At 49.9% G+C, this 26,801-nt stretch carries 20 protein-coding genes and 2 tRNA genes; 7 read left to right on the plus strand and 15 right to left on the minus strand.

What is annotated here, in order from left to right; translation table 11 throughout:
- Positions 1 to 3 precede the first annotated feature (3 nt).
- Positions 4 to 240, plus strand: coding sequence for a DUF6399 domain-containing protein (locus AB7U36_RS00410; RefSeq protein ID WP_428157854.1), 237 nt, complete (start codon positions 4 to 6; stop codon positions 238 to 240).
- A gap of 15 nt (positions 241 to 255) precedes the next feature.
- Here the strand turns inward: AB7U36_RS00410 and AB7U36_RS00415 are convergent, their stop codons facing one another.
- The 8 genes from AB7U36_RS00415 to AB7U36_RS00450 all read right to left on the minus strand — a co-directional run bounded on the left by AB7U36_RS00415 (position 256) and on the right by AB7U36_RS00450 (position 9,730).
- On the minus strand, positions 256 to 1,320 hold the full coding sequence (locus AB7U36_RS00415; protein WP_428157822.1) for a DNA-methyltransferase: 1,065 nt from the start codon (positions 1,318 to 1,320) through the stop codon (positions 256 to 258).
- A gap of 49 nt (positions 1,321 to 1,369) precedes the next feature.
- Entirely contained in the window at positions 1,370 to 1,936 is a 567-nt protein-coding gene (locus AB7U36_RS00420) for a manganese efflux pump MntP family protein (RefSeq protein WP_428157823.1), read from the minus strand.
- Between the two features lie 77 nt (positions 1,937 to 2,013).
- Complete coding sequence (locus tag AB7U36_RS00425; protein WP_428157824.1) at positions 2,014 to 3,363, minus strand: multiheme c-type cytochrome; 1,350 nt, start codon at positions 3,361 to 3,363, stop codon at positions 2,014 to 2,016.
- 175 nt (positions 3,364 to 3,538) lie between these two features.
- Positions 3,539 to 4,057: a dihydrofolate reductase family protein gene (locus AB7U36_RS00430; protein WP_428157825.1), complete on the minus strand. Its 519-nt coding sequence runs from the start codon at positions 4,055 to 4,057 to the stop codon at positions 3,539 to 3,541.
- Between the two features lie 143 nt (positions 4,058 to 4,200).
- Positions 4,201 to 5,808, minus strand: a complete 1,608-nt coding sequence (locus AB7U36_RS00435; protein WP_428157826.1) for a fumarate hydratase — start codon at positions 5,806 to 5,808, stop codon at positions 4,201 to 4,203.
- A gap of 149 nt (positions 5,809 to 5,957) precedes the next feature.
- Positions 5,958 to 6,692: a fumarate reductase iron-sulfur subunit gene (locus AB7U36_RS00440; protein ID WP_428157827.1), complete on the minus strand. Its 735-nt coding sequence runs from the start codon at positions 6,690 to 6,692 to the stop codon at positions 5,958 to 5,960.
- A complete protein-coding gene (locus AB7U36_RS00445; RefSeq protein ID WP_428157828.1) occupies positions 6,692 to 8,662 on the minus strand; it encodes a fumarate reductase flavoprotein subunit in 1,971 nt (656 codons plus the stop codon). Before AB7U36_RS00445 ends, AB7U36_RS00440 begins: the two co-directional genes overlap by 1 nt.
- 15 nt (positions 8,663 to 8,677) lie before the next feature.
- Positions 8,678 to 9,730, minus strand: coding sequence for a fumarate reductase cytochrome b subunit (locus AB7U36_RS00450; RefSeq protein ID WP_428157829.1), 1,053 nt, complete (start codon positions 9,728 to 9,730; stop codon positions 8,678 to 8,680).
- Positions 9,731 to 10,007: 277 nt separating this feature from the next.
- On the opposite strand from AB7U36_RS00450, the gene AB7U36_RS00455 reads away from it, so the two are divergent.
- From AB7U36_RS00455 to AB7U36_RS00465, 3 genes are all read left to right on the plus strand, one after another.
- Positions 10,008 to 12,038 carry a FapA family protein gene (locus AB7U36_RS00455; RefSeq protein ID WP_428157830.1) on the plus strand — a complete coding sequence of 677 codons (2,031 nt, stop codon included), beginning with the start codon at positions 10,008 to 10,010 and terminating at the stop codon, positions 12,036 to 12,038.
- Positions 12,016 to 13,725, plus strand: a complete 1,710-nt coding sequence (locus tag AB7U36_RS00460) for a hypothetical protein (protein WP_428157831.1) — start codon at positions 12,016 to 12,018, stop codon at positions 13,723 to 13,725. The genes AB7U36_RS00455 and AB7U36_RS00460 overlap by 23 nt, the downstream gene beginning before the upstream one ends.
- 69 nt (positions 13,726 to 13,794) lie before the next feature.
- Complete coding sequence (locus AB7U36_RS00465) at positions 13,795 to 15,159, plus strand: glycerate kinase type-2 family protein (RefSeq protein ID WP_428157832.1); 1,365 nt, start codon at positions 13,795 to 13,797, stop codon at positions 15,157 to 15,159.
- A 29-nt stretch (positions 15,160 to 15,188) separates the two neighbouring features.
- Here AB7U36_RS00465 and rho read toward each other — a convergent pair whose 3' ends face one another.
- Positions 15,189 to 16,265, minus strand: coding sequence for a transcription termination factor Rho (gene rho, locus AB7U36_RS00470; RefSeq protein ID WP_428157833.1), 1,077 nt, complete (start codon positions 16,263 to 16,265; stop codon positions 15,189 to 15,191).
- 280 nt (positions 16,266 to 16,545) lie between these two features.
- On the opposite strand from rho, the gene AB7U36_RS00475 reads away from it, so the two are divergent.
- Together AB7U36_RS00475 and AB7U36_RS00480 are read left to right on the plus strand one after the other, a co-directional pair.
- A tRNA-Val gene (locus AB7U36_RS00475) sits at positions 16,546 to 16,621 on the plus strand.
- Between the two features lie 14 nt (positions 16,622 to 16,635).
- A tRNA-Asp gene (locus AB7U36_RS00480) sits at positions 16,636 to 16,712 on the plus strand.
- Between the two features lie 48 nt (positions 16,713 to 16,760).
- Here AB7U36_RS00480 and leuB read toward each other — a convergent pair.
- The 6 genes from leuB to aprB form a co-directional block, all read right to left on the minus strand.
- Positions 16,761 to 17,840 (minus strand): 3-isopropylmalate dehydrogenase, encoded by a 1,080-nt coding sequence (leuB, locus tag AB7U36_RS00485; protein ID WP_428157834.1) that lies wholly within the window; start codon positions 17,838 to 17,840, stop codon positions 16,761 to 16,763.
- Between the two features lie 140 nt (positions 17,841 to 17,980).
- Positions 17,981 to 19,186 carry a quinone-interacting membrane-bound oxidoreductase complex subunit QmoC gene (gene qmoC, locus AB7U36_RS00490; RefSeq protein WP_428157835.1) on the minus strand — a complete coding sequence of 402 codons (1,206 nt, stop codon included), beginning with the start codon at positions 19,184 to 19,186 and terminating at the stop codon, positions 17,981 to 17,983.
- 36 nt (positions 19,187 to 19,222) lie between these two features.
- A complete protein-coding gene (locus AB7U36_RS00495; protein WP_428157836.1) occupies positions 19,223 to 21,559 on the minus strand; it encodes an FAD-dependent oxidoreductase in 2,337 nt (778 codons plus the stop codon).
- 6 nt (positions 21,560 to 21,565) lie between these two features.
- Positions 21,566 to 22,837, minus strand: coding sequence for a CoB--CoM heterodisulfide reductase iron-sulfur subunit A family protein (locus AB7U36_RS00500; RefSeq protein ID WP_428157837.1), 1,272 nt, complete (start codon positions 22,835 to 22,837; stop codon positions 21,566 to 21,568).
- A gap of 283 nt (positions 22,838 to 23,120) precedes the next feature.
- Positions 23,121 to 25,082, minus strand: coding sequence for an adenylyl-sulfate reductase subunit alpha (aprA, locus tag AB7U36_RS00505; protein WP_428157838.1), 1,962 nt, complete (start codon positions 25,080 to 25,082; stop codon positions 23,121 to 23,123).
- A gap of 49 nt (positions 25,083 to 25,131) precedes the next feature.
- Positions 25,132 to 25,569 (minus strand): adenylyl-sulfate reductase subunit beta, encoded by a 438-nt coding sequence (gene aprB / locus AB7U36_RS00510; protein WP_428157839.1) that lies wholly within the window; start codon positions 25,567 to 25,569, stop codon positions 25,132 to 25,134.
- A gap of 468 nt (positions 25,570 to 26,037) precedes the next feature.
- On the opposite strand from aprB, the gene AB7U36_RS00515 reads away from it, so the two are divergent.
- Positions 26,038 to 26,775 carry a YkgJ family cysteine cluster protein gene (locus AB7U36_RS00515; RefSeq protein ID WP_428157840.1) on the plus strand — a complete coding sequence of 246 codons (738 nt, stop codon included), beginning with the start codon at positions 26,038 to 26,040 and terminating at the stop codon, positions 26,773 to 26,775.
- The last annotated feature ends 26 nt before the right edge of the window (positions 26,776 to 26,801 follow it).

Here is a 26,801-nt window from a genome sequence, read left to right on the forward strand (position 1 = left end):
TTCATCTTTTTTTCCTTTTCTGAAAAAGGCTGCCCTGCCCAGGCAGCCTTTTTTAGTGCCTTACTCCTCAGTTTCTGTCAAAAAAAAACAAGAAAATCATACGGCCATTTAAAAAGATCTGATGGAACGACGGCGGCAGAACGATTTTTTGAAAGCAAGCCGGCCAACATGTTCGAATGGCTTGTTGAAAAAATGCCTTTGCCTGCGAGGCCGAGAAGAAAGTTAAGACTGGCAAGTTAAGCCTCATGGCCCATCTTATGACCAAGCCCCCCCGGAAGGAATGTCGTAATTGACAACCATAATATTTTCATCACCCTGTTGTTCAACAGATACCGGGATACTGAATATAAGTTCTGTTTCCTGGCGCGTCACCACAGGAAACCCATAGTGCGTATTTTCATGCTTGATGGGTTTTCCGGCTTCCAGACGCCCCCGGATAAAGTCCTTATGGGCTTCTATGCGGTGCTGGATGACAGATGAGAAATGCCCAAGGGAATCATTGCATTTATCATAAAAATTTTCCAGAAGGCTTGGGTCGATTTCATATCCGGCACAATTGCGCCCGGCAGCCATGGCCGCAAGCGTTGTGGTGCCTGTACCCAGAAACGGATCCAGGACAAGATCCCCTTTCACGGAATACATGTTGATCAGGCGATAGGCCAGTTCAAAGGGGAAGGCTCCGCTGCGGTTACGGTTATTTTGTTTTTCCATGGCCTGGCGGGTGCCTTTAAGATCCGTCCAGATGTCTGAAAACCACTGGTTGCGCTCTTCCCAGAACAATGCGCTTTGCCGCCGGTTTTCCTTGGTTGCCGGAGAGGTGAATTCGCGTTTCCCCCCCTTTCTTAAGATAAGAATATACTCATGCTCTAACGTGACATAGGCCCCGGCCGGCAGCATGCCTGATCCCATGAACTTGTTGGGTGCATTGGTCTGCTTGCGCCATAATATGCAGGGCAAGGCTGTAAATCCCAATGCCTGGGCAGCATTTAATATTCTGGCGTGGTTGGGATAAAGGGCGAAATCATCCCCCAGGGTACGTGTGGCATCGCCGATATTGATGCAGGCAAATCCGCCGGGTGAAAGTACCCTGAACACCTCCTTCCAGACCCGGTCCAGCACCTGGTGCATGAGTTCAAAGGCAAGGGTCCCGTCCGTTGTTTTAAGGGCTTTTTCTATTTTTCGGTCCTGGCGACTAAAGAGTTCATCCCACATGTCAATCATGGGGTAGGGCGGCGATGTCACCACAAGACTTACACTTTGGTCTGCCAGTTGATTCATCTTTGCGGCATTGCAGATATACTGTTTATGGGATGTTTTCATGTGGACGATCAAAGCACCATTCTGATTTCTGTGTGCAGATTTTTAAAAGTCAGGCTCCCCAGAAAAGTGAAGGAATCAGGATTTTTAGGCCAAGACCAATTAATACAATTCCGCCCACAATTTCCATCCGGCTGCCGAAGGCTGCACCCGCCCGTTTCCCGATGCCTGTGGCGGCCACGGACATGGCGCAGGTAATGATACCAATAAGCGCTGACGGGTACCAGATATTGACATCCATCACGGCCAGCCCCAGGCCGATGGCCAGGGCATCAATGCTGGTTGCCAAACTGAGCATGACCATGGTCAGACCTTTGGAGGGATCCCTGTGAAGGGAGTCGCCGGGGCCGGCAAACCCCTCCCTGACCATTCGTCCGCCCACAAAGGCCAGAAGACCAAAGGCGATCCAGTGGTCCACGGCCCGGACGTATGAAACAAACCCGGTTCCCAGGAGCCATCCGATCACCGGCATCATGAACTGGAACAGACCAAAGTGAAAGGCCAGGCGGAATACGGCCCGCCGGTCTTTCGCATATCCTGAGGCCGCAGCAGCCATGGACACGGCCGAGGCATCCATGGCCAGCCCGATGGCCATGATAACGATATCAAAGAAATGCATTGTGATTTTATTATCCAATGACGGTAATAAAATGACGGCAGCAAAAGCCGCCGTCATTTAACCCATTATGAAAATTATCAAAATGTTTTATGTGCCGCAGCCATCTCAATCACCGGCAAAGGCCCTAAGCGCGGTCCGGGCACTTGATTGAGAATTTTCTGGGGCATGGACCGGTACAGCAGCCGTGCGGTCAGTGTGTGCCCCTTTTGGGGCGTGGTCCTTAAATTAAATAAACGGACCGCACTTTTCCCTGCAGGAATCCGGGTGTCGGATAAAATTTCCTTTGCTTTGGCCATGTTTATGACCGGGTTGCCAAGGCCGTCCCCAAAAATGGTTTTAAACATCACAGTGTTTTCGGGCAGCTCATTGTTTTTATCGGGAACACCGGTCTGGAAAACGGCATTTCCGTCACTGTCCGTCAAGGTGACTTCAACCCATACCTGGCGCAGGTCTCCTACCCCTGTGGGCAGGCTGTGGCCGGCACCGGTATTGGTGACAACGACCCGGGCTGTGTGATTATCTATCATGATCAGAAAAATATCTGCCGCATGCCTCAGACGTTCCACAGCCATGTCTGATTTATCTTTGGCAGAAAACATTTCCGGCACGCCTGAGTTGGCGCCCACAAGATTGTGGGTGAAGATATGCGGCCGCTGCTTTGCACCGGCCGCGGCACTGCCCGGATTGTCAGGCCGCAGGGTTGATCCTGTGGCCGGCACCCCGGGCCGCTGGTACATGTGGCACCCCTGGCAGGGAACATGCTTTTCAGGAACAGGGCTGTTATACGGACTATTTTCCCATTCCGTGTATGTGGTTTCAAGGTCGGTGCCAAAGGCCATATGCTTGACATTATGGCAGGTACCGCAGATTTTTGAATCTGTATGCAGTTGTGAAAAAGCGGCATCGTGAAAATCCGGTTCAGCATCGTCAAAGGGGCCGTGCTTGACACCGGGATTATCCTCGCCCTGCCCGGGGGATAAAACCAGTCCGTTATTGTACATCCGGGTGACGTCTACGGCCACATGGCAATAGTCGCACTGGATGCCCTGGGCAGGGATTTTTTGGATCTGGGATAGATCATCGGACAGTTTTTGGGGAAAACCTGTAACATATCCCACAGGGGTATGACACTTCACGCAGGACTCGGCCTCCTCAATCTGTCCTGCATCAGTCAGGCCCTGGCGAAAAAACTTTGCCACCCGGGTATAAACCGGGTCTTTATGGGAAAGGTTATGCATGGAACCCTGCCACTGGGCCAGAATCTCATCGTGACACCCCCCGCAGGTCTCAGGATCAATGAATTGATCCGGTTTAAAGGCATTTTCACTGGAAGAGGCACCAGCGGGTAGAACCCACACCAGTGCAATACACAGTAAAGCAAGCACGGAGCAGGCGGCTGCAACCCGTATTCTTTGTTTTTTGTGCATAATTGAACACTCCTTTTTTCTGAATTCCTAAGAATATCCAGCCCGCCGGGCCGGTCATTTTCTCGGCGTTCAGGATTTGCAAGGGCCATTCCCTTGTTGATTGGCCCTTTGGGTCCCCTTTGCGATCCATTCAAAAAAGCGGACAATAAAGTTTTTTTTCTTTTCTGTGATTACATTATTTTTCATGTGTCCCCACGCGATAAATAAGCAGAATATTCCCCTCTCCGAACGCCTGACTGGACTCAAGCGTCAGGCCAAGGTCAAGGTCAAGGGGCGGGGCAAATATGGACAGCCCTGAACCAAACAGCCGGGGCACTATGGTCAGGTGCACCTGGGTGATCAGGTTGTCACGGGCAAACAACGAATTGACGGTGGCTCCGCCAACCAGGACTGCACTGGTATACCCCTCAAGCTCAAGGTCTTCAAGAATCCGGGCCGGGGACAGATCCGTAAATACCAGGTTGTCCTGATCACTTTGCCTGGATTTATCCCGGGTCATGACAATATTAAGGCGGCCCGGCAGGGGTTTTCCAATGGTGTCATAGGTTTTTGATCCCATGATCATAACACCTGCCTTTTGGGTCTGTTCCACGAAATATTTTTTATCGGCTTTGCCGGTCCAGTCCACAAACTGGCTGGAATTTCTGGCAATCTTACCGTCCACAGTTGAGGCCATCAGCAGAATGACTTCCATATAATTTCCCTGTCAGATGGAAACAGGACAGACAGGCATCGCAAATAGATCCGGCAGCCGCTGTCTGTCCTGTTTGATTTTTTTTGATTCCGTAGAAAAACAAAGACTTTTCTACAAAAACAGGTCAAATATCAGATTAATATTTATACCAACCCTTTAAAAAAATCATTTCCTTTATCATCAACAATGATAAACGCAGGGAACTTTTCCACCGTGATCATCCATACGGCTTCCATGCCCAGCTCTTCATATTCGACCAACTCGACCTTTTTAATGAAGTCCTTGCCCAGACGCGCGGCCGGACCGCCAGGGGATCCAAGGTAAAAACCGCCGTAGGTCTTGCAGGCATCGGTGACAACCTGGGACCGGTTGCCCTTGGCCAGCATGACCATGGAAGCCCCTTGTTTCTGGAAAATAGGCACATAGGGATCCATGCGGCCGGCCGTGGTGGGCCCGAACGATCCTGAGGCTTCACCTTCGGGCGTTTTTGCAGGCCCTGCATAATAGATGATGTGGTTTTTAATGTAATCGGGCAGCCCCTTGCCCGCTTCATACCGTTCCATGAACTTGGCATGGGCAATGTCCCTGGCCACAATGATTTTTCCGCTCAACGAGAGGCGCGTGGATACCGGATACTTGGTCAGTTCAGCCCGGATTTCATCCATGGGCCGGTTCAGATCTATTTCAACAGCGGGCGCCATTTCAGGTTCGCTGGCCGGCATATATTCCGCCGGGTTTTCAACCAGCTGTTCCAGGAACACGCCGTCCCGGGTGATTTTACCCTTGATCTGACGGTCAGCAGAACATGAGACGCCAATGCCGATGGGACAGGAAGCCCCGTGCCGGGGCAGTCTTACCACCCGGATATCCAGGGCAAAGTATTTGCCGCCGAATTGTGCCCCAAGCCCTAAGCCCCTGGATCGATCCAGAACTTTCTGCTCAAGGTCAATGTCCCTGAACGCATGGCCGGTTTCGCTGCCCTGGGTGGGCAGGGTATCCAGGTAACGGGCCGATGCCAGTTTCACAGCCTTGAGATTCAGTTCCGCAGAGGTTCCGCCAATGACAAATGCGATGTGATAGGGAGGACAGGCTGCTGTGCCTAAGTGCTTCATTTCCTTCAGCATGAAGTTAATCAGGCTCTCTTCGGTATTGAGTACTGCCTTGGTCATCTGGAACAGGGCTGTTTTATTGGCAGAACCGCCGCCTTTTGCCATGAACAGGAAGTTGTATTCATCACCCTGGACCGCAGCGATTTCCACCTGGGCCGGCATATTATTTTTGGTATTCACTTCCTTGTACATGGTGAGCGGCGCATTCTGGGAATACCGCAAATTGTTTTGTGTATAGGCTTCAAAGGCGCCTTTGGATAATTCACACTCGTCATCGGACCAGGTCCAGACCTGCTGGCCTTTTTTGCCCATAATAATGGCGGTGCCGGTGTCCTGGCACATGGGATAGACCTTTTCAGCCGAAATTACAGCGTTTTTCAAAAGTTCCAGGGCCACATAGCGGTCATTGTCGGAACTTTCAGGGTCATCAATCACAGCCCGTACCTGCTCCAGATGTCCGGCCCGGTAAAGATGAGCCACATCCTTAAACGCAGCATTGGCCAGCAGAGTCAATGCAACGGGCTCCACCATGACGACATCCCGGCCTTCAAATTCCCTGACCCGGACATGATCCTTGGTTAACAGGCGGTATTGCGTTGCATCTTTTTTCAGTGGAAACATGGGTGCATAATTAAATTCCATTAGTGTATCCCTTTTTAGTTTGTCCCTCTTTTTAGAAGATTTGACAAGCAGCATATTTTAAACTTCTGTTGCCTGCCGACATTATTTGAAATATTTAATATAAAAGTCCGGACAAATTGTCCAATTTTCTTTTATGTTTTTCTGCGTCCCTATTTAACCATAGCCATCCTGCGTCTTAGGAATGCAATCTGGGTCTGGAGAGGCAGATCCTTGGGGCAGTGATCCTCGCACCCCAGAAGGGTCATGCAGCCAAACACCCCGTCGTCATCACCGATGATTTCGTAAAATTCTTCATCGGTTCGCTTGTCCCTGGGATCCACATAAAACCGGGCCAGGCGCATGAGACCCACGGCGGACAGAAAATCCGGCCGCATACGTTTTGTGGCGCAGGCAGACACGCAGCACCCGCACTCCACGCAGCGTTCCAGCTCATATATCTCATCCATGATATCGGGGTCCATGCGCGCTTCCAGTTTGTTGAAATCCATATCGTCAGTTTCAATATCATGGATCCAGGATTCCACCCGCTCGCTCATGGCCTGCATGAATTTGCCCGTGTTCACGGACAGATCACCGATGAGTTCAAATCCGGGCAGGGGCAGCAGGGTAATCTCTCCATTCTCAAATTTTGAGGTCAGGGTCCGGCAGGCCAGATCCGGTTTGCCGTTGATCACCATGCCGCATGAACCGCAGATCCCGGCCCGGCAGACGAAGTCAAACTGCAAAGAGGGATCCTGAATCTCTCTGATCTCGTTTAATGCAATGAAAATGGTCATCCCCGGGGCTTCGGTGACCTCATAGGTTGCCATGCGCGGCGCGTCGCCGCTTTTCTGAGGGGTGTACCGAAATATCTCAAATTTTAAAATTCTTCCTTGCCGGCTCATTAGTTATACCCCCTGCCGATACGCTCGTTTTTGCCTTTGAATTTTTCCGGGATGGGCGTGGGATTAAGCAGCTCCTGTATTTCGAAACGGTCTGCCTTTTTGTTGGCTTTTTTGATCTCCTGGATCCGGGCCACGCGTTTTTCCGTATCCGGATGAAGAATGGTCTTGTCCACACCATAGCCCCTGGAGCCCGGCGGCAGTTCCATCTTCATGACATCCAGGATTTCATAGGTGACGTCCGGCAGATCTGCATTCTCGTCCTTCCAGGAGGTCAGGGTGCGCTTGAGCCAGTCCCGGTCGTTTCTTTCCGGGAAATCTTCCCGGGCATGGGCCCCGCGGCTTTCGGTTCTCAGCATGGCACCATAGGCCACACACTGGGCTAATTTGATCATTTTGGGCACCCGGATGGCTTCCACAAGTTCGGGGCTGGCTGAGGAGGCCTTGTTACGCAAGGCAATATTTTTTGCCCGCTGCTTGAGCTTTTTGAGCGCTTCCACAGCCTGCTCCAGATCCGATGCATTGCGAAAAATTCCCACCTTGTCCATCATAATTTTCTGCATCTCAGCTTTAAGCGCGAAGGGGTTTTCTCCATGCGCCCGGGTGAGCAGGCCTCCAATCATTTTTTCCTCGCGGTTCACAAAATGTTCAATGGTGGTGGTGGAGATCTTCAGGCTGCTGGCCGCACAATAGTCTGCCACAAATTCACCCACGATCATGCCGGCCACAACGGTTTCAGCAACAGAGTTGCCACCCAGTCGGTTAAACCCGTGCAAGTCCCAGCATGCGGCTTCACCGGCCGAAAACAGCCCCTTAAGGGTCGGGCTTTCACCCGTGGCCCTGGTTCTGACCCCGCCCATGGAGTAGTGCTGGGTGGGTCTTACAGGAATGTATTCCGAGACCGGATCAATGCCCAGGAAATATTCGCAGATCTCTTTGATCTCGCGCAGGTTCTTTTCAATATGCTTGCGCCCCAGAAGGGTGATGTCCAGCCAGAGATGCTCACCATAGGGTGACTGGACCCCTTTGTCCTTCCGCATGTGCTCGGTCATGCGCCGGGATACAACGTCACGGGAGGCCAGCTCTTTTTTCTCGGGCTCGTAGTCGGGCATGAACCGGTAACCGTCCTTATCCAGAAGCAGGCCCCCGTCCCCCCGGCACCCTTCGGAGGCCAGGATACCCACCGGCAAAATACCGGTGGGATGAAACTGAACCGCTTCCATATTCCCCAGGGTGGCAATGCCGGTTTCCAGGGCAATGGCGCAGCCAATACCTTCGCAGATCACGGCATTGGTGGAAACGGCATAAAGCCTGCCAAAGCCGCCCGTGGCAATGGTGGTGGCCTTGGCAATATAGGCGATAAGTTTGCCGGTGATCATATCCCGGACCACGGCACCGTGGCACACGCCGTGTTCGTGAATCAGGGAAATGGCCTCTTTTCTTTCATGGACAGGGATGTTCATCTGGATGGCCTTGTTGCCCATGGCATAGAGCATGGCGTGGCCGGTACCGTCGGCGGTAAAGCAGGTGCGCCATTTTTGGGTGCCGCCGAAATCCCGGGCTGTGATCAGGCCGTGGGCCTCATGTTTTTCAGTGATGGCCGTCTTTTTGCCGTTAACAATGACTTCCTTGTCACCGCCCCTGACCCTGGACCAGGGAACGCCCCAGGCCGAGAGCTGGCGGATGGCTTTGGGGGCCGTGTTGACAAACATTCTGGCGACATCCTGGTCACATCCCCAGTCAGATCCTTTAACCGTATCTGCAAAGTGGATATCTTCATCATCCCCTTCGCCTTTGATGCAGGCGCCAAGGCTTGCCTGCATGCCCCCCTGGGCCGCTGCAGAGTGAGACCGTTTGGCAGGCATCAGGGACAGGATAATGGCATCATACCCCCTCTGCCTGGCTGCAATGGCCACGCGAAGCCCTGCCAGGCCGCCGCCGATGATAAGTGAATCCGTATATATGATATTCATTGGGATTTTCCTTTCTTAGAGTGTTTCCTGCGGACCATGACCGCCTTCAATGTGAAGGGCGTCCTCCTGGGCGCCGTGTGCTTCGGATTCCGAAGGCCCGGCTTCCTGGTGGGTCGCTTCATCATCACCTGCGGCTTCTTTCCGGACGTCGCCTTGATCATCTGCCGCTTCTTCATGGGCAGGTTCAGATTCCTGGACAGCAGGTGCGTTGTCATGGGGCAGGGTTTCTTCGATAAGGGATGCGGGTTGTTCCTGGACGGATTCGGTTTCAGGCGCCTCTTCGGGTACATCGTCCATCGCTGCGGGCCCAGCCTCATGGGCCTGGGTTGCGTAGGCGGGCTGATCGGGTTCACCGTCTTTGTGGCGCAGGCCGTAAATCACAAAGACCAGAAGAGCGAGAAGACCCACTGACAGATAAACAATGATCAGCTTGTTTCTCAGATTTTTGAGTTTTGCCCGGACTTTCCTGCCGCGGTGATAATCAGCCCCCTGGAACCAGCCCCATTTCATGCACAGCCGGTAAAGGCCGATGTTGCCGTGAAGCGCCGCACACACCAGCAGGACCAGATAGACAAACCACATATGGTCGGACACTACCCTGCCGGCGCACAGGTCGGGATCAATGGAACCCGGATGGGTAAGCATGGTGTAAAGATGAACAGAACCTGCAAAAATCATCATAAAACCGGTCAGGACCTGGATATACCATAAATTGGTATCCTGATGCTTCATCATGGCCATCTGGTCTTTCATGATACGGTGCTGTTTCCAGGAATTGGGAAATTTCCTCATACCCAGGAGGGCATGGATAATAAACAAGGTAAACACAACGAATACGGCGAAAAAGACGGCAATAGGGTAACCATGTCCGGTGTCGGACAAAAATGCCAGTTCCATGTTTTTGGATACCCAGTTAAAGGCGTCTGGGCCCATAATGATACTGGCATCCAAACCGATATGCACCCACACGAACAGCCCCAGAACAAGACCTGTAGCACTTTGGAGGAAATCCAGCCGGGCCGGAAGCCTGCTCTTTTTCTTGTTTGATTCAATGCGGTAGCTTTCCAATATAGAAACCTCCTTGGTGTTGTCAGTTAGAATGCATCCTTGAAGATTTGCCTGAGTTTGTCAAATATTTATTGTCAAACACGCTTTCGTAAAAAAGATTAATAAATACTCAAGGACACTAAAAAAATATCAGGGATTTTGGCTTTTCATGCCCTTGGCGGTTGTGCCGGAAAAACAGACCTGAATGTATCCAAAGCTGACGGGATATTTTGTTTTTTCTTGAAGTTTTACCCTTGATGCGCCACAATAGCAATATTTACTCTAATAGACGATCTATATGCTTGAAAAACTTGCCCTACAGAAAAAATTCATTACAAACGCCCAGTGCTCACAAGCCCTGGAATCATGTCGCGGCGCAGACAACCTTGATCTTGCGTTAAAGAACTATTTTGAAAAGGAAAATATTCTTACCGACAAGCAAATGAAAGCGCTTCTGGCCACCTATGCTGCGTTAAAAAACATCCAGAAAAGTCAGGTATTCGGAAACTGTGCCGTTGACTTAGGGTTTGCCAGCAAAGAACTATTCCTTCAGGAGATGACCCGGCAGAAAAACAAAATTGTGGAAAACAGACACCCCGAGTTTATCGGTAAAATATGGATACAAGACCAGACACTTGACCGGGAACAGTACCAGGAGATTATACAGCAGCTTCAAAAAGTGCAGCCCCACCAGGAGACTGGCCGGACATCCAAGCCTTTGGCAGATCCTGAGCCTGAACAGACAGATCACTCGCTGGTCAGGGAACTTGACTGCGGCGTGATGCTGGAAATTGATGCCCCTGGCATGACGGCATTTATAAGAAAAACCGATAAGTTTAAAGACACGGTGACTGCCGCCAAAATCACCGAACAGCTGAAAGATAAGGGCATTGTTTACGGTCTGGTTGAACCATTTGAGGTGGAAAACTTTATAGATTCCTCGGGATTCAGGACCAATCCGTTCCGGGTGGCGCGGGGGACTGATCCGGTACTGGGCAAGAATGCCAGGATCGAATATTTTTTCGAAACAGATTATCTCAAGGCCGGGGGCATTAATGAAGACGGGAACATTGATTTCAAAGACAGGGGCCCCATCCCCTGGGTGAAAAAAGGGCGTTTGCTGGTAAAAAAATTCCCCATGACTGAAGCCAGTGAGGGCAGAAATATTTTTGACCAGATTATTTCTGTCCCTGCCGTGACTGACATGGCCTTGAAATGCGGTACAGGGGTTGTATGCTCTCCAGACGGCCTTGAAGTCTATGCTGAAATCAGCGGCACCCCGACACTTGACCGATCTGGCAAAATTCAGGTTAGCTGTATCGTTACAGCGCCCAATGATGTAAATTTCGAAACCGGGAACATTGATTACAACGGAGATATCGTCATCAAAGGTACACTCAAGGCCGGATTCAAAGCCATGGGCCATATGGTCCACGTCGGCACGGTGGATGGCGGAGAAATCCAGTCCACAGGAGATGTTACGGTTTTCAACGGGATGATCGGCGGCAATGTATATGCCCGGGGCAATGTCAGCATAAGATTTGTACAGAACTCCACGATTTGCTGCCTGGGAAACCTCTTCGTGGACAAAGAGATCCTGGACAGCCGGATCGTCACCTCCGGCGCGGTAATCATCAAAAACGGAGAAATCATCTCGTCTGACGTCACCTGCAACAAAGGGCTTTTTGTTCAGCACCTGGGTACTGAAAAATCCGTACCTAACACCGTTACCTTTGGTGTCGACATTTTCACTGACCGGGAACTGAAACGTATCCAGGACCGAATTGAACACAGCATGGGAAGACAGGAAGAGATCCATGAAGAGCTGGATTCCCTGTCTAAAGAAATTTTTCGTGACACAACAAATACATTGGGGCTGGTTCACAAAATTGATCACGCAAGACAGGAAAACTTTTTGTTGTCAAAAAGCCCGGGAGATCCCTTTGCACGCGGACTTAAATCCCAGATCCAGGTGAACAACCGCTTGCTGGTGCGTTTAGACAGAGAGCTGAACCAGATGCTTGACCGCATTGAAGAGAAAAAAAGCCAGAGAGAAAAATTCAAGGCCGAAGTGATCCAGCTGGAAAATACCCTTGAAAACCTGAGAAGCGAACAGGGCAATTTTACCCAGTGGCAGCAATGCAACCCGGGGGTGGCCCAGGCCGTTGTCTCAGGCCGGGTCACCCCGGGAACCATGATAAACGGTCCGGATGCATCAATGGAAATCCTTGAGATCAGAAATAATGTAAAAATCTTTCAGACCCGTTTCACCATAGATGGTGACACTGCCTTGGGAATAGATATCGTTGACAATACTGACCGAAAATAAAATCCTAACCTTCCGGGACAGGCTGTATACCAATGACATGCCGGAAATCATGCGCCAAGGTGGTGAAGGCCTGACGCCTGTAAAAAAATACCCTGAAGACGAGCGCGGCTATCCCCTGGTCCCCATTAAAAGGATTACCCGTTTTTTTCTTGGAGAGATGGGAAAAGCCCAATTTGTGCTGCCGGACCAGTATATCGAGGAACTTTCTACATTGTTTAAGGTATTGATCCTGGATCTGCCGGCTGTCTCATTTGATCTGGGGGTCAGCATTTCTCAGAATGACATCCAGGAAGCAGACAATAAAACCATCATTGAACTGCTCACCACCAATATCATCATTACCTATTTTCACCTGGCAAAAACCAATATAGGAAACCAGGACGACAGGCTGCTTAACCCTGATATGCAGTTCATTATCAAACAAAGCACAGCGGGCAGGGATTATAAAGGCCTTGTATCCAACACCCTGAAAGGGCTTATTTTCAGCCTGGCCCAGGACAAGCCCTGGTTTGAATACCTCCAGGATATCAATGACGCATACCTGATCTGCCGGCTGGCCGGCGCCAGACTGCCGAGCATGGAAAAAACAACCCTGGGCTCCATCACCAGTAAATCCCGGCAGGAGATCGCCGGCTACAATGATATATTCACCAAGCTGCTTCATACCCGTGCCCGGACCGTATCCAGCCAGGAAAACAAAAAAGAGTACTTAAAGTCCATGGAAAGGCTGGATACAGCCATCTATGGTGTGTTAAAAAAAATAGACCAATTCCTGACCATGGCGTACCGGCTGCATCAGATTCTGGACCTTCCTTCCAGATCCATCATCGGCGATACATTTTCCAAACTCAGGCAAAATATGCTGTGGCTGTTTTTCGATGTATGGCCCAAAGCGCTTGAACAGGGGGGAATGCCACACCAGACTGCTGTTTCCGCCCTGCGGTACAGGATGAATATCCTGTTCAGCGTACCGCACATTACACGGTTCTGCCGGGAATTTACCCATAACCCGGCATTCCAGGCCCCGGTGAATGATCTTTTCCAGCTGATGTTCAAGGCGCTTGCAGACAAAATTAACCGGGTGTCTATGGAAGAGGGCAACAGCAGTGCCGGCCTGGGACGGGTGGAAAGGGCATTGTTTGGAATCCGGCGGGCCATTGAAAACCTTGATCCGGATGAGTCCCGGCTTACGGATGAAAAAGAAGATGTAAAAATCGCGTATATCGCATTGATTCTTAAAACCGATTTTGAATCCTTAGAATCGGTTTTGAGTCTTTGTGACATGATCTGTGAAGTGACCCATGACAAGGACCGGGAGATCATGATCAGGATACGGTCCGCACTTATGGAAAAAAGTTTTTTTATCCTTGAAGAATATGCCGGCAAAAAGGTATTTCCCAGGGACGCCATTCCCGAAATCAGTAAACGGCTCCAGGCCTTTGCCGTCCATTACCGGCCCCAAAGGGAATTTTACCGGATATTTTTTGATACCTATGTCATTTCCAAGCCCAGGCCCCGGGTCCCCCATTTCACCCAGTTTCTGATGACCAACAAGTCTTTTGCCCAGGCCATGCTTATGCGCTTTGCAGATCACAAGGCCATGAAAGACCTTTTACCTGGATCTTATATTGAAAAAGCAGGGCAGCTACTGAATGATCTGCTGGAAAAAACTAGGGCATCGGTCTGAGACCCTGACCTATCGCGTTATAAACAACAGATTCGCTTAACCCATCAGCCAGTGTTTCAGGGAAAAATCATGAACCCGTCACAACCATTTTCTGATCTGAAAGCCATATACCAGGCGGCAATCAAACGGGTGGATCCCTACGCCATGGTGCAGTCAAGGGTAACCCTGGACAGCAACACCCTTAACATCCGTCTTGAAAACCAGGAGAATCGCCTGTCTTTGGACAAATTTGAAAACATATATGTGCTTGGCGCAGGAAAGGCCACAGCGCCCATGGCAAGGGCAATGGAAGAGATTCTCGGGCCGAAACTTTCTGGAGGACTCATTTCAGTCAAAAAAGGGCACACAGACATTTTAGAAAAAATTGAAATCATCGAAGCAGGCCACCCGGTCCCGGACAAGCACAGCGTTTTTGCAGCGAAGCAGATCATTGATATTGCGGTAAAAGGGGGTGAAATGACCCTGTTCATCAATTTGATTTCCGGGGGCGGTTCCGCCCTTCTGACTTGTCCGGGGGAATGCGGGGGGACATCCATTACCCTTGCAGACAAACAGAAAACCACTGAACTCCTGCTGGCCTGCGGGGCTGGAATCAATGAAATCAATAGTGTACGAAAACAGCTGTCCGGCATCAAGGGCGGAAAACTTGCCCGGCACATGTACCCTGGCACATCTGTGAACCTGATCCTTTCCGATGTGGTGGGCGATGACCTTGGTGCCATTGCCTCCGGTCCCACAGCACAGGATTTTACCACCTTTACCCAGGCCCTTGGCATTATAAAAAAATACGAATTGTCATCCAGACTGCCGGCAAGGGTGGTAAAAATGCTGGAATCCGGTGCGCTGCAAAAGACAGATAAAGACGAAGTCAGTGGTGACAAGATTTTTTCAAAGGTTCACAACATTCTTTTAGGCAATAACCTGTCTGCCCTGAATGCGGCCCGGCAAAAGGCGGAAAGTCTTGGATATAACACCCTGGTGCTAAGTTCCCGGATCACCGGCGAAGCCCGGGAAATTGCCAGGGTCTTTTCCGGTATGGCCCGGGATATTGCCCTTGGCAACCTGCCTCCACAACGTCCAGCCTGCGTACTTGCCGGTGGAGAAACCACGGTCACCATTCAGGGGAACGGTAAAGGTGGACGGAACCAGGAAATGGCCCTGTCCTTTCTTCAGGAGCTTGACATCAACCCTGTCGGGATTGAAAATATATTTTTTCTTTCAGGTGCCACGGACGGCAATGACGGCCCCACGGATGCGGCCGGGGCATTTGCATCCGGGGCTGTTCTGGAGGCAGGAAAAAAGGCAGGTATAAATATCAGTGAATACCTGGCCAGGAATGATTCATACACCTACTTTGATGCGGCAGGACATCTGTTCAAAACCGGCCCCACCAACACCAATGTATGTGATCTTCAGATCCTTATTGTAAAATAAAACCGGCGTGTTATTTTATAAGTTGTCTTCTAAAAATTGTCTTGGACTATGGACAAAAACTGTGACATGGCCGTGACTTCATCTAACGACGCAATGCTGCGGCGAATATTAACCATGTTTTCATACTCTTCAGTTTCCATGAGCAGATCTTCTTTCCGGGTCCCGGATTTGTTGATATTAATGGCCGGCCAGATTCGTTGTTCGGCACACGCCCTGGACAGGTAAAGATCCATGTTGCCGGTACCTTTGAACTCCTGGAAAATAACATCATCCATGCGGCTGCCTGTCTCGACCAGAATCGTGGCAATGATTGTCAGGGAACCGCCGTTCTCAAGCTTGCGGGCACCTCCGAAAATTTTTCTGGGAAACTCCATTGCGTTTGCACCAAGACCGCCACTCATGGTTTTGCCATAGGAATCCGTGTCATTATTAAACGCCCGGGTCATCCGGGTTAAAGAGTCGATGAAAACGACGGCATCCTGACCGATTTCCGTGCATCGGATGGCCGTGTGCATCGCAAGGCGGGTCATCCTCATGTGCTGGCCAATTTGCTGGTCAGCAGAGGAATACAGCACATGGGCCCCTGTCAGTCCTCTTTGGAAATCGGTAACCTCCTCAGGCCGTTCATCCACAAGCAGGACAAATATTTTGGCATCAGGGTGGTTGGTGACCACAGAATTGGCCATGTGTCTTAAAATTGTCGTTTTTCCGGATTTTGGCGGGGCGATGATCAGACCACGCTGCCCCATGCCGATGGGAACAATCAGATCTAAAGCTTTTCCTGTAAGGTCATCAGGCCCCTGGGCAAGATGGTATCTTTCAAAGGGGTTGATGCTGACCTGTTCCTGAAGCATTGGCGTTTTTATGAATTCGTCAAAGGGAAGGTTGTTGATGGTCTCAATGCGTATGAGTGCAGCATTTACATTCTGCGGGCTCTTTTTTTCTCCATAACCCTGAATAAAGCTGCCTTCTCTGAGATTGAGCTTGCGTATCAAGCTGTTGGGTACATATGGATTTTCAGGCTTGGGATGGAAATTTTCTTCAATATTCCTTAGAAAACCAAAGCCCTTGTCCATGATTTCCAGGTATCCCTGAACAGGTTCCATTATCGACTCCTAAATTTTACTTTTGTTGCTGACATTATAAATCAGGGGTTTTGGTCTTGGGGTGTCCCCTGTTTTATTTTGATCATTGTCAGGAAAAGAGGTGATAAGATTGTGCATTAAATTATTTTAACTGTATATATATTAAAGGAAATAACTATAACAATGTCTCCATGATTTTGCAAGGATTTGATTAAAATCCTAAGCGAAGGCTTAGAAAAAATAAAAAAAGAATAATTTTGCTTGACACCCATATGGGGACTTGGTATAAAGCCGCTGTCTCGGGCGATTAACTCAGCTGGGAGAGTGCAAGCCTTACAAGCTTGAAGTCGCAGGTTCGATCCCTGCATCGCCCACCATAAAAGCAAGATACGGGGGTGTAGTTCAGTTGGTTAGAACGCTAGCCTGTCACGCTAGAGGCCGCGAGTTCAAGTCTCGTCACTCCCGCCACAATAAAACAAAAGGGCTTTTGAGTTACCTCAAAAGCCCTTTGTTCTTTTAGTTTCTCAGGGCATTAATAATCGTAGTTCCCATTTCTTCGGTACTGACTGCATTCTCTTTTTTTTCGGTCAGGTCTGCTGTGAGAATTCCCCTGTCAATAACATTGGAAATTGCTGCCTCAATGGCATCAGCGGCCTGGGTTTGTTCAAAGGTGTATTTCAGCATCATGGCTGCGGACAGGATCTGGGCAATGGGGTTGGCTATGCCTTTGCCCGCAATATCCGGTGCTGAGCCGCCAGCCGGCTCATAAAGGCCGAATTTTTTTTCATTCAGGCTTGCCGAGGGCAACAGTCCCATTGATCCTGTGATCATGGCACATTCGTCAGATATGATATCTCCAAACATATTTCCGCATAAAAGGACATCAAACTGGTGGGGGTCTCGGACAAGCTGCATAGCGGCATTGTCAACGTATATATGATTCAAGGTGACATCGGGATATGATTTAGCGATTTCTGTGACGGTTTCCCGCCACAGCACCATGGAGGTCAGTACATTGGCCTTGTCCACAGACGTTACAATGCTGCGCCTTTTCCTGGCAGCCTCAAAAGCCATTCTGGCAATACGCTCAATCTCGAATCGGGAGTAGACCATGGTATCAAATGCGGTTTCATCCGGGCCGCTGCCTCGTCGCCCCCTGGGCTGGCCAAAATAGATCCCGCCAGTCAGTTCTCTGACACATAAAATGTCAAATCCGTTTTTTACAATTTCCGGCTTCAGGGGAGACGCTGATGCAAGGGAGGAGAATACTTTGGCCGGTCTTAGGTTGCAGTATAAGCCAAAGTGTTTGCGTAACCGCAGAAGCGAAGCACGTTCAGGCTGTTCCTCCGGTGGCAGTTTTTCCCATTTAGGACCGCCAACAGAACCAAACAAAATGGCATCGTTTTGTTCGCACAATGCCAGGGTCGAGTCCGGCAGTGCTTTGCCATGATTATCAATGGCTGCACCGCCTACATCCGCGTATTCGAAGGATAGTTTAAAATCAAAAATATCAGCAGCCGTATCAAGCACCCTGACTGCCTGTCTCATGACCTCCGGACCAATACCATCTCCGGCAAGTACAGCAATTTTGTTCAATGTTTTTGCCTCCTGTGAGTTTATAAATAATAAATTTAATTTATCTATACTGGAATATTTAGTATAAGACAAGAACAGGAACATAAAAAAAAAGGGGCTGGTTTAACCAGCCCCTTTCCACCAATTGTGCAGCTTAAAAACTATTTTCTGTTGGCGTAATCTGCATAGCCCATGGCAACCGTACGGTAAACAATGTGGGCCATTTTTGAAAACGGCAGGAATGCAAACAGTTCAAAAATGGCAATCAGATGAATCCAGTAAAAGAAGTAGGAAAGCCATGCGATTTCAGCCAGGCGGGCCATTTCCGTGAGCATGCCGGAAAGCCCCAGGGCGAAGACAACACCAAGAATGAACCAGTCTTTATACGCAGTGACCTGGTTCTTGTTGGTCAGTCTGTTCTTGATCATCATGCCTGAACCAATGACCAGGGAAACACCTGCAATATTGGCCAGCCATTTGATGGGATTGAGCTGGGGATAGGGGCCGGCATAACCGCCCACATAGAGCATGATGCCGCATACTGCAGTGACAATGAACAGGCCGATAAAGGCAAAAAGCACCATCATATGCGGGGTGGAACGATTTTTATTGGCTTCGCACTGGTTGAATTTGTCATGTTTCAATACCATGGGGATGATATTTTTAATAGACAGTAAAAGGGCTTTGTAATCCAGACTGGTATTCTCTGTTTTGCCTTCGAGAACCGCATTGTCATGGATATCGACAATGAAGCGCTTCAGGGCAAGAAAGAAAACAACCGTTGCAAAAATAGCCGTGGGAACAAAGGTCATATCCACAAACCAGGTGGATACAAAGTTGGAATGGGCAATCACATGTTCTGCGCCTTCATGGGCATGGGACCAGTGAAGGCGGCCGCCAAGGGCATCGCCGAACAGGGCATGGAAAATTTTTTCCATGATGCCGCCGAAGGCAGTGGTGATAATGGCAAGCAGCGCAAACCAGGCTGCCGGGATACCCAGCAGAAGCGGCAGTTTGGACGGATCATTTATGGCCTTGGCAAGGGATTTCGGGGTTGCGTATTCAGTGATGGCTGCGGAACGGATCGCTGCCAGTACATCACCGGGGGCTGCGCCCCGGGGGCACATATCTGTGCAGTCTCCGCATTGGTGGCACAACCAGATATCTGCGTTCCCGATCAGTTTATCTTTAAGCCCCCAGGAGGCAGCGATCATTTCCTTTCTGGGGAAAGGGCTGTCTTCAGGTGCAATGGGGCAGGCCACGGAACATGTGGCGCATTGGTAACATTTTTTCAGGGTTTCTCCGCCAAGACCTTTAATCTCGGTAATGAATCCCAGATCTGGTTGGGGGATATAATTGGCACTCATAGTAGTAGATACCTCCATTAAGTTTATATGCCGCAGTTAGAAACCTTTGAACGGGTTCGGGCCAAGTGCGTCCACTTCTTCAACAAAATCGTTGATGATCTGGGGCAGTTTGTCATATTCGTCAATGGCGACTTCCGCAAATGCTACACGCTCATTTTCAAGGGCCAGTGAAGCAAGCGCATCGCCGATCTTTTTGACCCGGATTTCAGCAAGTTCGGAACCTTTGACAAAATGGCACTGGTAATCATCGCCATGCTTGCAGCCGATGAGAATAACACCGTCAATGCCCTGGGCCAGAGCGTCCTTGATCCAGATGGTATTGACAGAACCCAGGCAGCGAACCGGAATCATCCGGACATCAGGTGAATAATCCACGCGGTTCATCCCCACCATATCCAATGCAGGGAATGCATCGTTTTCACATACCAGGGCCAGAAAGCGCAGGGGCGGTTCACTATAATCTTCCTCGGACGGAACGCTGATGGCCTTGACCTGGGAACCGATACTGTCAATGGTATAATCGGCAAAGGAGATAATACGTTCCGGGCAGGCACCCATGCAGGTACCGCAGCGGCGGCAGCGGGTGGGATTGGCTTTTGGGGTTCCTCTGGCATCATCATCCAGGGCGCCGAAGGGGCATTCAACCGTGCAGCGTTTGCACTGGGTGCATCTCTGGAAGAAGAAGTCCGGGAAAGTCATGTCGCCGGAACGGGGGTGGACCGCCATGCCGCGGTTGGCGCTTTCAATACACTGGATGGCTTTCAGTGCAGCGCCGGCGGCGTCTTCCATGGACTCTTCAATGGTCATGGCCCGCCGGACAGTACCGGCGGCGTAAATACCGGTTCTCTGGGTTTCATAGGGGAAGCAGATATAGTTTGAATCCGCATACTGGCCGAAAATATCATTGTCCCGGAAGCCTGGACCCTGGCGGTAGGCCAGGTTGATGACCGGATTGTCCTTGGTGGCCGGAACCATGCCGCTTGCCACAACAACCATGTCTGCTTTAAGCACTATGCTGTCACCCAGCAGTGTGTTTTTGGCTGTCACCATCAGTTCTGAACTCATGGCCGTAACATCGGTAACCGCACCCTTGGTCAGGAAAATGCCATCATCCTGCTGCATGGCTTTGTAGAAATATTCCTGCAGGCCCGGGGTTCTCATGTGCTGGTAAATGACATAGGCCTTGCCGTCAGCATAGTCTTCCCGGACATAACGGGCTTGTTTCAAGGCAACCATGGAGGTCACGGCGCCGGTATATTCAAAATCCCTGTCATCTTCATCTTTGCCGGCAGACTGGATAAATATCACATTTTTGGCAGGTTTGCCGTTGGATGGACGCAGGATTTTACCCTTGGCCGCGATCATTTCAAATTCGTCATTGGTGACCACATCGGGATTGTCCACAGCCAGGTGGGCGTATGTTTCGCCTTTAAGGACATCGGGCCGCCAGCCGGCTGCCAGAACAACTGCGCCGTAAAGCTCTCCGTTGGGGTCAAGACTGAGGATGTCTTCTTTGCCTTCATTGTATTTCAGGTATTTTTCATGGGCCGCGTCGGCATCCAGTTCCTTGCCGTTTTCATCCACCAGCTCTTCAGGAGGCAGGGGATAGGGTACGTCAAAGGGGATCTTTTCACCGGGTTTTTTCATGGTTACGGTGAACTCTCCGGGCTGGCCCGCAATACGTGCCACAAGGGTGTTCGTGCGCACATCAATGTTGGCGTTGCCTTCCACTTCCTGGATCAGGGCGTCCACCACCGGCGCCTGGAGGGTTTCAAAAGGAGATTGAACAGGCATCTGGCTGCGCAGTTTGGCTGCATACCCGCCAAGGGTTGCTGCTTTTTCTACGATGGTCGCCTCATAACCTGCTTTGGCAGCATCAAGGGCTGCGGACATACCGGTTACGCCGCCACCGATGACCAGGACTTTTTTAGAAAAGGATTGTGTCTGGTAAGGCTCGGGCAGTTTAACCTTTTCCAGGCGGATCATGCCCATTTTGATATAATCCTGAGCCTTCATCTGGATCCGGTCAAAACTTTCTCCATCATCTTTCTGCTCTTCGGTCAGGGCCGGATAGGTCTCCCGGGAATGGGGCCATACTACGCCTTCCCTTAAATTGGCCCGTTCAATAATGCACCCGGGGAAGTTAAATACATCAAAGTTCACCCGGCGGGAGCAGGCGCCGATAACCATGGCGTTTACCTTGCCCTCGTCAATATCCTTTTTAATAAGTTCAACACCTGCTTTGGAGCACAGGAAGGGGTGGGTGGTGCAGTTGATGCCCTCATCGCCGGGGACACCGGTTAACGCTTCCATGTCAAGTGTGTCGCCGATACCACAGCCTGTACAGATATATACGCCGTATTTTTTATCCATGGTTCGTTACCTCCTCAGAGTCTGAATGGCTTTAAGGGCCATGCCGGTTGCATTCTGGTTGGATGTCACAACATCGGCCGGTTTATTGGCACATCCTGCTGCAAACAGGCCGCCTTTGGAAAAGTCATTGATAATAAAGCCTTCGTCATCAAAGGTCAGATCCGCTGCAGGCTTATCAATGGCGCAGGTGGGCTGCATTCCGGTGGCCAGCACCAGCATATCAACGGTCTGTCTGATTTTTTCTCCGGAGATGGTGTCTTCGGCCACAAGATTGATGTTGCCGGTGCCGCTCTCTTCACTGACTTCGGCCACCTTTCCTTTTATAAAAAATACGTTTTCGTCTGCCTTGAGTTTGGCATAGAAGTTTTCGTATTTTCTGCCGGGGGTCCGCAGATCAATGTAGTAGATGTAAATTTTTGCATCCGGATACTGGGCCCTGATATATGTGGCATGTTTTAAGGATGCCAGGCAGCAGATATATGAGCAATAGGGCAGATGGTTCTCGTCCCTGGACCCTGCACACTGGGCAAAGGCAATGGTTTCCGGTGCCTTGTCGTCGGACGGACGGACGATTTTACCTTGGGTGGGGCCGTTGGAAGAGGCTAACCGTTCCAGCATCATGTTGGTGATGATGTTCGGATACCGGCCAAAACCAAGATTGTCAATGCGGGTGGCATCATAGGGCTGCCATCCGGTGGTGAATACAACGGCACCGACTTTCAGGTCAAATGTGCTTTCTTCCATGCTGAAGTCAATGGCGTTATATTTGCAGGCTTCTTTAACCTTGTCCCGGTCATCCTTTCCCATGGCCGGATCCATGACATACCTCTGGGGGAAGGCCATGTTGTGGGGCAGATATGCGGCTTTGCGGCGATCCATGCCAAAATTGAATTCATTGCTGATTTCAGTTTCGCACACTTTTTCACATTCACCACAGCAGGTGCAGCTGCTGTTTACATACCGGGGTGCGGTTTTTACAGAGACGGTGTAATCTCCGGGCGTGCCGTCAACCTTCTGTACCTCGGAAAGCGTGTACACCTTAATGTTCTTGTTGTCTTTGAGGCGTCTGTAATTGATTTCAAGACCGCAGGTAGGCGGGCAGAGTTTGGGGAAGTAGTGCTTGAGCTGGGTGACTCTTCCACCAAGGGAAGCTTCCTTTTCAATCAGGAAGACTTCGTAGCCCACTTCGGCAGCTTCCAAAGCGGTTGTCAGGCCGCTGATTCCACCACCAACCACCATAATGCTTCCACTTACCGGGGCTGAATTTTCTGTAGTCATGCTGTCCCTCCGTGCATTTAAGTTGTGTAGTTGTGTTGTGTATAAGTTCCAAATCTTTGTATGCCGGATCCCGGCAAAACCAATATATCCGGTTAAGTCCGGGGCGGCATCCTGATCTCCTTATTCGCAAGATTGCAAATTAACCTATAAACCGTTTACTTGCAAGCTTGCAAAAAAGGAGACAGGACCGGGCAGGCATAATCTGAAAAAACCCCCAGGCACCGGTAAGCCGGCACCTGGAGGTTCATATCAAGACATCCTTAGGTTAAAACGTCTTACCGCACTAGTCGGAGATAATTTTAACGTAGGGTTCTTTTTTCAGGGTCCACTCGTTGGTCTTTTTGTCATATGAGGAGTTGACAAAGCAGAACCATTCTGCGTCATTCTGACCCATGAAGTCGCCTCTGTAGTAGAAACCGGGGAAGCGGGATTCTTCACGGAACTGGATGTGACGGGTGTGGGCCTGAACAGTGTAGAGACGATGAATAATTTCCCATGCTCTGAGCAGTTCATGCAGATCGCCAGCAGCAATTTTTTCAAGGTCTTCACGGAACATTTCGAACAGGTCCATGAGAACTTCAAGGGATTTGCCGTTGGTCATGTAGAAAGTACCGGTACCAGCACCATACTCATTGGTCATCTTCATCAGACGCATGGCCATGCCGGCAGGTTTGCAGTAGTTGGGGTTCACGTTTTCTGCTGTGGTGTATGCGCAGTTATCCAGGTAGTTGTATACCGGATAGTAAACCATATCCACCAGTTCCTTATCGGTTTCAGCAAAACCGGAAACTTTGTCGCCTTCGGCTTTCAGGTACTGGATCATGGACTTGGCAATGATACGGCCTTCTGCGTGGGAACCAGAAGAGAATTTATGACCTGAACAGCCAACGCCGTCACCAGCAGTGAACAGACCTTTAACGGTGGTCATTCTGTTGTAACCCCATTTGTAGGAAGCCGGTACCCAGTCTTCTTCGGGGCCTGAGCACCAGATGCCGCAGCAGCCGGAGTGAGAACCCAGCAGGTACGGTTCGGTGGGCATAATTTCTGAGTCTTTTTTCTCGGGCTCGGTGTTGGTTGCACACCACAGGCCTGCCTGGCCAACGGACATGTCAAGGAAATCTTCCCAAGCTTCTGACTCAAGGTGTTTCAGCTCTTTTTTGTCCATGGTTTCGCCAAGAGCAGCAAGGGCTTTGGTGGTTTCCATGATGATAGGACCGCGGCCTTCTTTGTATTCTTTCATCATCAGGTGGTTACGCAGACAGGTCGGTGTTACGGCGGCAGTTCCGTAAGGTGCATATTTTGCAAGCTCAGCTTTGGCATCATCGGAACCGGCATAGTTTTCACCAAGGCCGTTAACGGTTTTTGCTTTGAACAGCAGGAACCAGGCACCAACAGGGCCGTAACCGTCTTTAAAACGGGCCGGGGTGAAACGGTTTTCCATCATGGAAAGTTCAGCACCGGCTCTAAGAGCCATGGTGTAGGTGGAACCGGCATTCCATACGGGATACCAGGCACGGCCTTTACCTTCGGCAACGGAACGGGGCTGGTAAATGTTAACCGCGCCACCGCAGGCAACCATCATAACTTTTGCGCTGATGATATAAATTTTGTTCTCACGTACGGAGAAACCAACCGCACCGGCAGCTCTTTTGGGATCATTCTTGTCGTTGAGGATTTCAACGATGAAAACTCTTTCGAGGATGTTTTCGTCGCCAAGGGCTTTTTTACCGGCTTCAGCAACGATTCTCTTGTAGGATTCACCGTTGATCATGATCTGCCATTTACCGGTACGAACCGGTGTAGCACCGGCTTTAAGCGTGCCGGATTTCATGCCTTTTTTACCGTCGAGGTTTTTACCGTCGTCGGTTTTTTTCCAGATGGGAAGTCCCCATTCTTCGAACAGATGTACGGAATCGTCAACGTGACGGCCAAGGTCAAAGATCAAGTCTTCACGAACAATACCCATCAGGTCGTTACGGACCATGCGGACATAGTCTTCAGGTTTGTTGGAACCGATATAGGTGTTGATGGCGGACAGACCCTGGGCAACAGCGCCGGATCTTTCAAGAGCAGCTTTATCGACCAGCAGGATTTTGGTGTCGTCATCAGCCCATTTTTTGATCTCAAATGCAGTACCGCAGGCAGCCATGCCACCGCCGATGATCAGAACATCAACGTCTCTTTTTTCTACCTCTGGCTCTCTAACGGTTTTAATTTCACCAGCAGGTTTGTTAGGTAATGCCATTATATACCTCCAAAAATTTTATAAGTATCAGAAATTAAATTTAAGCAACCTATGCCAGTTCGGTAGGCGCAACCAGTGTCATACCGTCGGCTTCCTCAGTGGAAAGCAGGCCTGACGCCAGGTCTTTACCCTTCAGAGCTTCATAAGCGTTGGCTTCGCCTTCGGGAGTGGTTCTGATGGGGAACTTGAAGCGTTTTACAACGCCGTTTCTGAACTTACAGGTCCACATAATGTCCTCAGTACCCATCATGGGCTGTACAGAAGCGCCCATGGGCACGAAGTCAGAGTAACCTCTTACTTCGATGGCCTGGGAGGGGCAGATTTTTACGCAAGAGTAGCATTCCCAGCACTGATCCGGTTCTTGGTTGTAAGCTTTCATTGCATTGGCATCCAGAACCATCAGGTCATTGGGGCAGATGTACATGCATGCGGTTTTGTCCCCGCCTTTACAGCCGTCACATTTTTCTGCGATTACAAAAGATGGCATTTAAAATACCTCCATAAAATGTAGGTTAATCAAAATTGCACAAATACCGTTGTGCGACAATTTGTATCTATCTAGATTAAGGCCGGTCGATACTTTTCGAAAGGCCTGTAATTTAAACCAGTTGGGCTTTAGGGATGATAGGATGAAGCCGTTTCAAATTTCATCCAGCAAGCCTTCTTTACCCCGAACAAATGATATGGGAATAACACCCTGACAAGGTCTGTGTCAAGAAAATTCAAAAAAAATGATTTAATGAGTTCTTCAATTTTTTTGAACGATTATCGTCCTGACAATATGTATGCATTTTTATTGAGAAAAGTACCATATCTTGTGAATTCATTCATTAAAATCATCTGGAAAAACGATTCGGATCCTGGTAGTTTACCAGCCTGTTTTAAATAAACCGGTTTTTAGCTGAACTTTAGAAACTTAAGAAACAGAGACTTAAGAAAAAATAAAGGAAAAAAAATGAGCGATGAGATGCTGCCTGTGGCCTTGGATGATCCCATGCAATTCAACTGCAGTCCGGACAACCCTTGTTTTAATCAGTGCTGCAGGGATTTGAATCAGGCACTGACGCCCTATGATATTTTGAGAATGAAGAATGCAGTAAGTTTATCATCCAAAACGTTTTTGCGGGAATATACATCCCGGCATACCGGACCCGGCTCGGGACTGCCGGTGCTGACCTTCAAGGCCAATCCCGCCACCGGCCATGCCTGCCCCTTTGTCACGGATTCCGGATGTTCCATATATAATGACCGCCCCGCATCATGCCGCATGTACCCCCTGGCCCGGGCCATTGCAAAGGACAGGGCCACCGGGAAAATTGCCGAGTATTTTGCTTTGATTGAAGAGGCGCATTGCAAGGGCTTTGGCGTTCAGAGCGGAAGAACCGTGGCCCAGTGGCTCAACGCCCAGGATGTGGCCTGTCACAACACAGAAAATGATAAAATTCTTGAACTGATCAGTCTTAAAAATCAGATTCGGCCCGGAAAACTCGAAGCCACCGAAGAAGATCTTTTTTATATGGCCTTATATGATCTGGATGATTTCAAGGTTCAGATTACAGAAAAAGGCCTGCTGGCGTCAATGGACCTGCCAGGGGAATATATGAAAACGATTGTGGCCGATGATCTAAGCCTGCTTGATTTCGGCATTGCCTGGGTAAAATACCAGCTGTTTGGCAAGACGTTGGAAGGTTGAAGATCATGGAAATGAAGGCTGAAGAT

This window comes from Desulfobacter sp., from assembly GCF_050177295.1.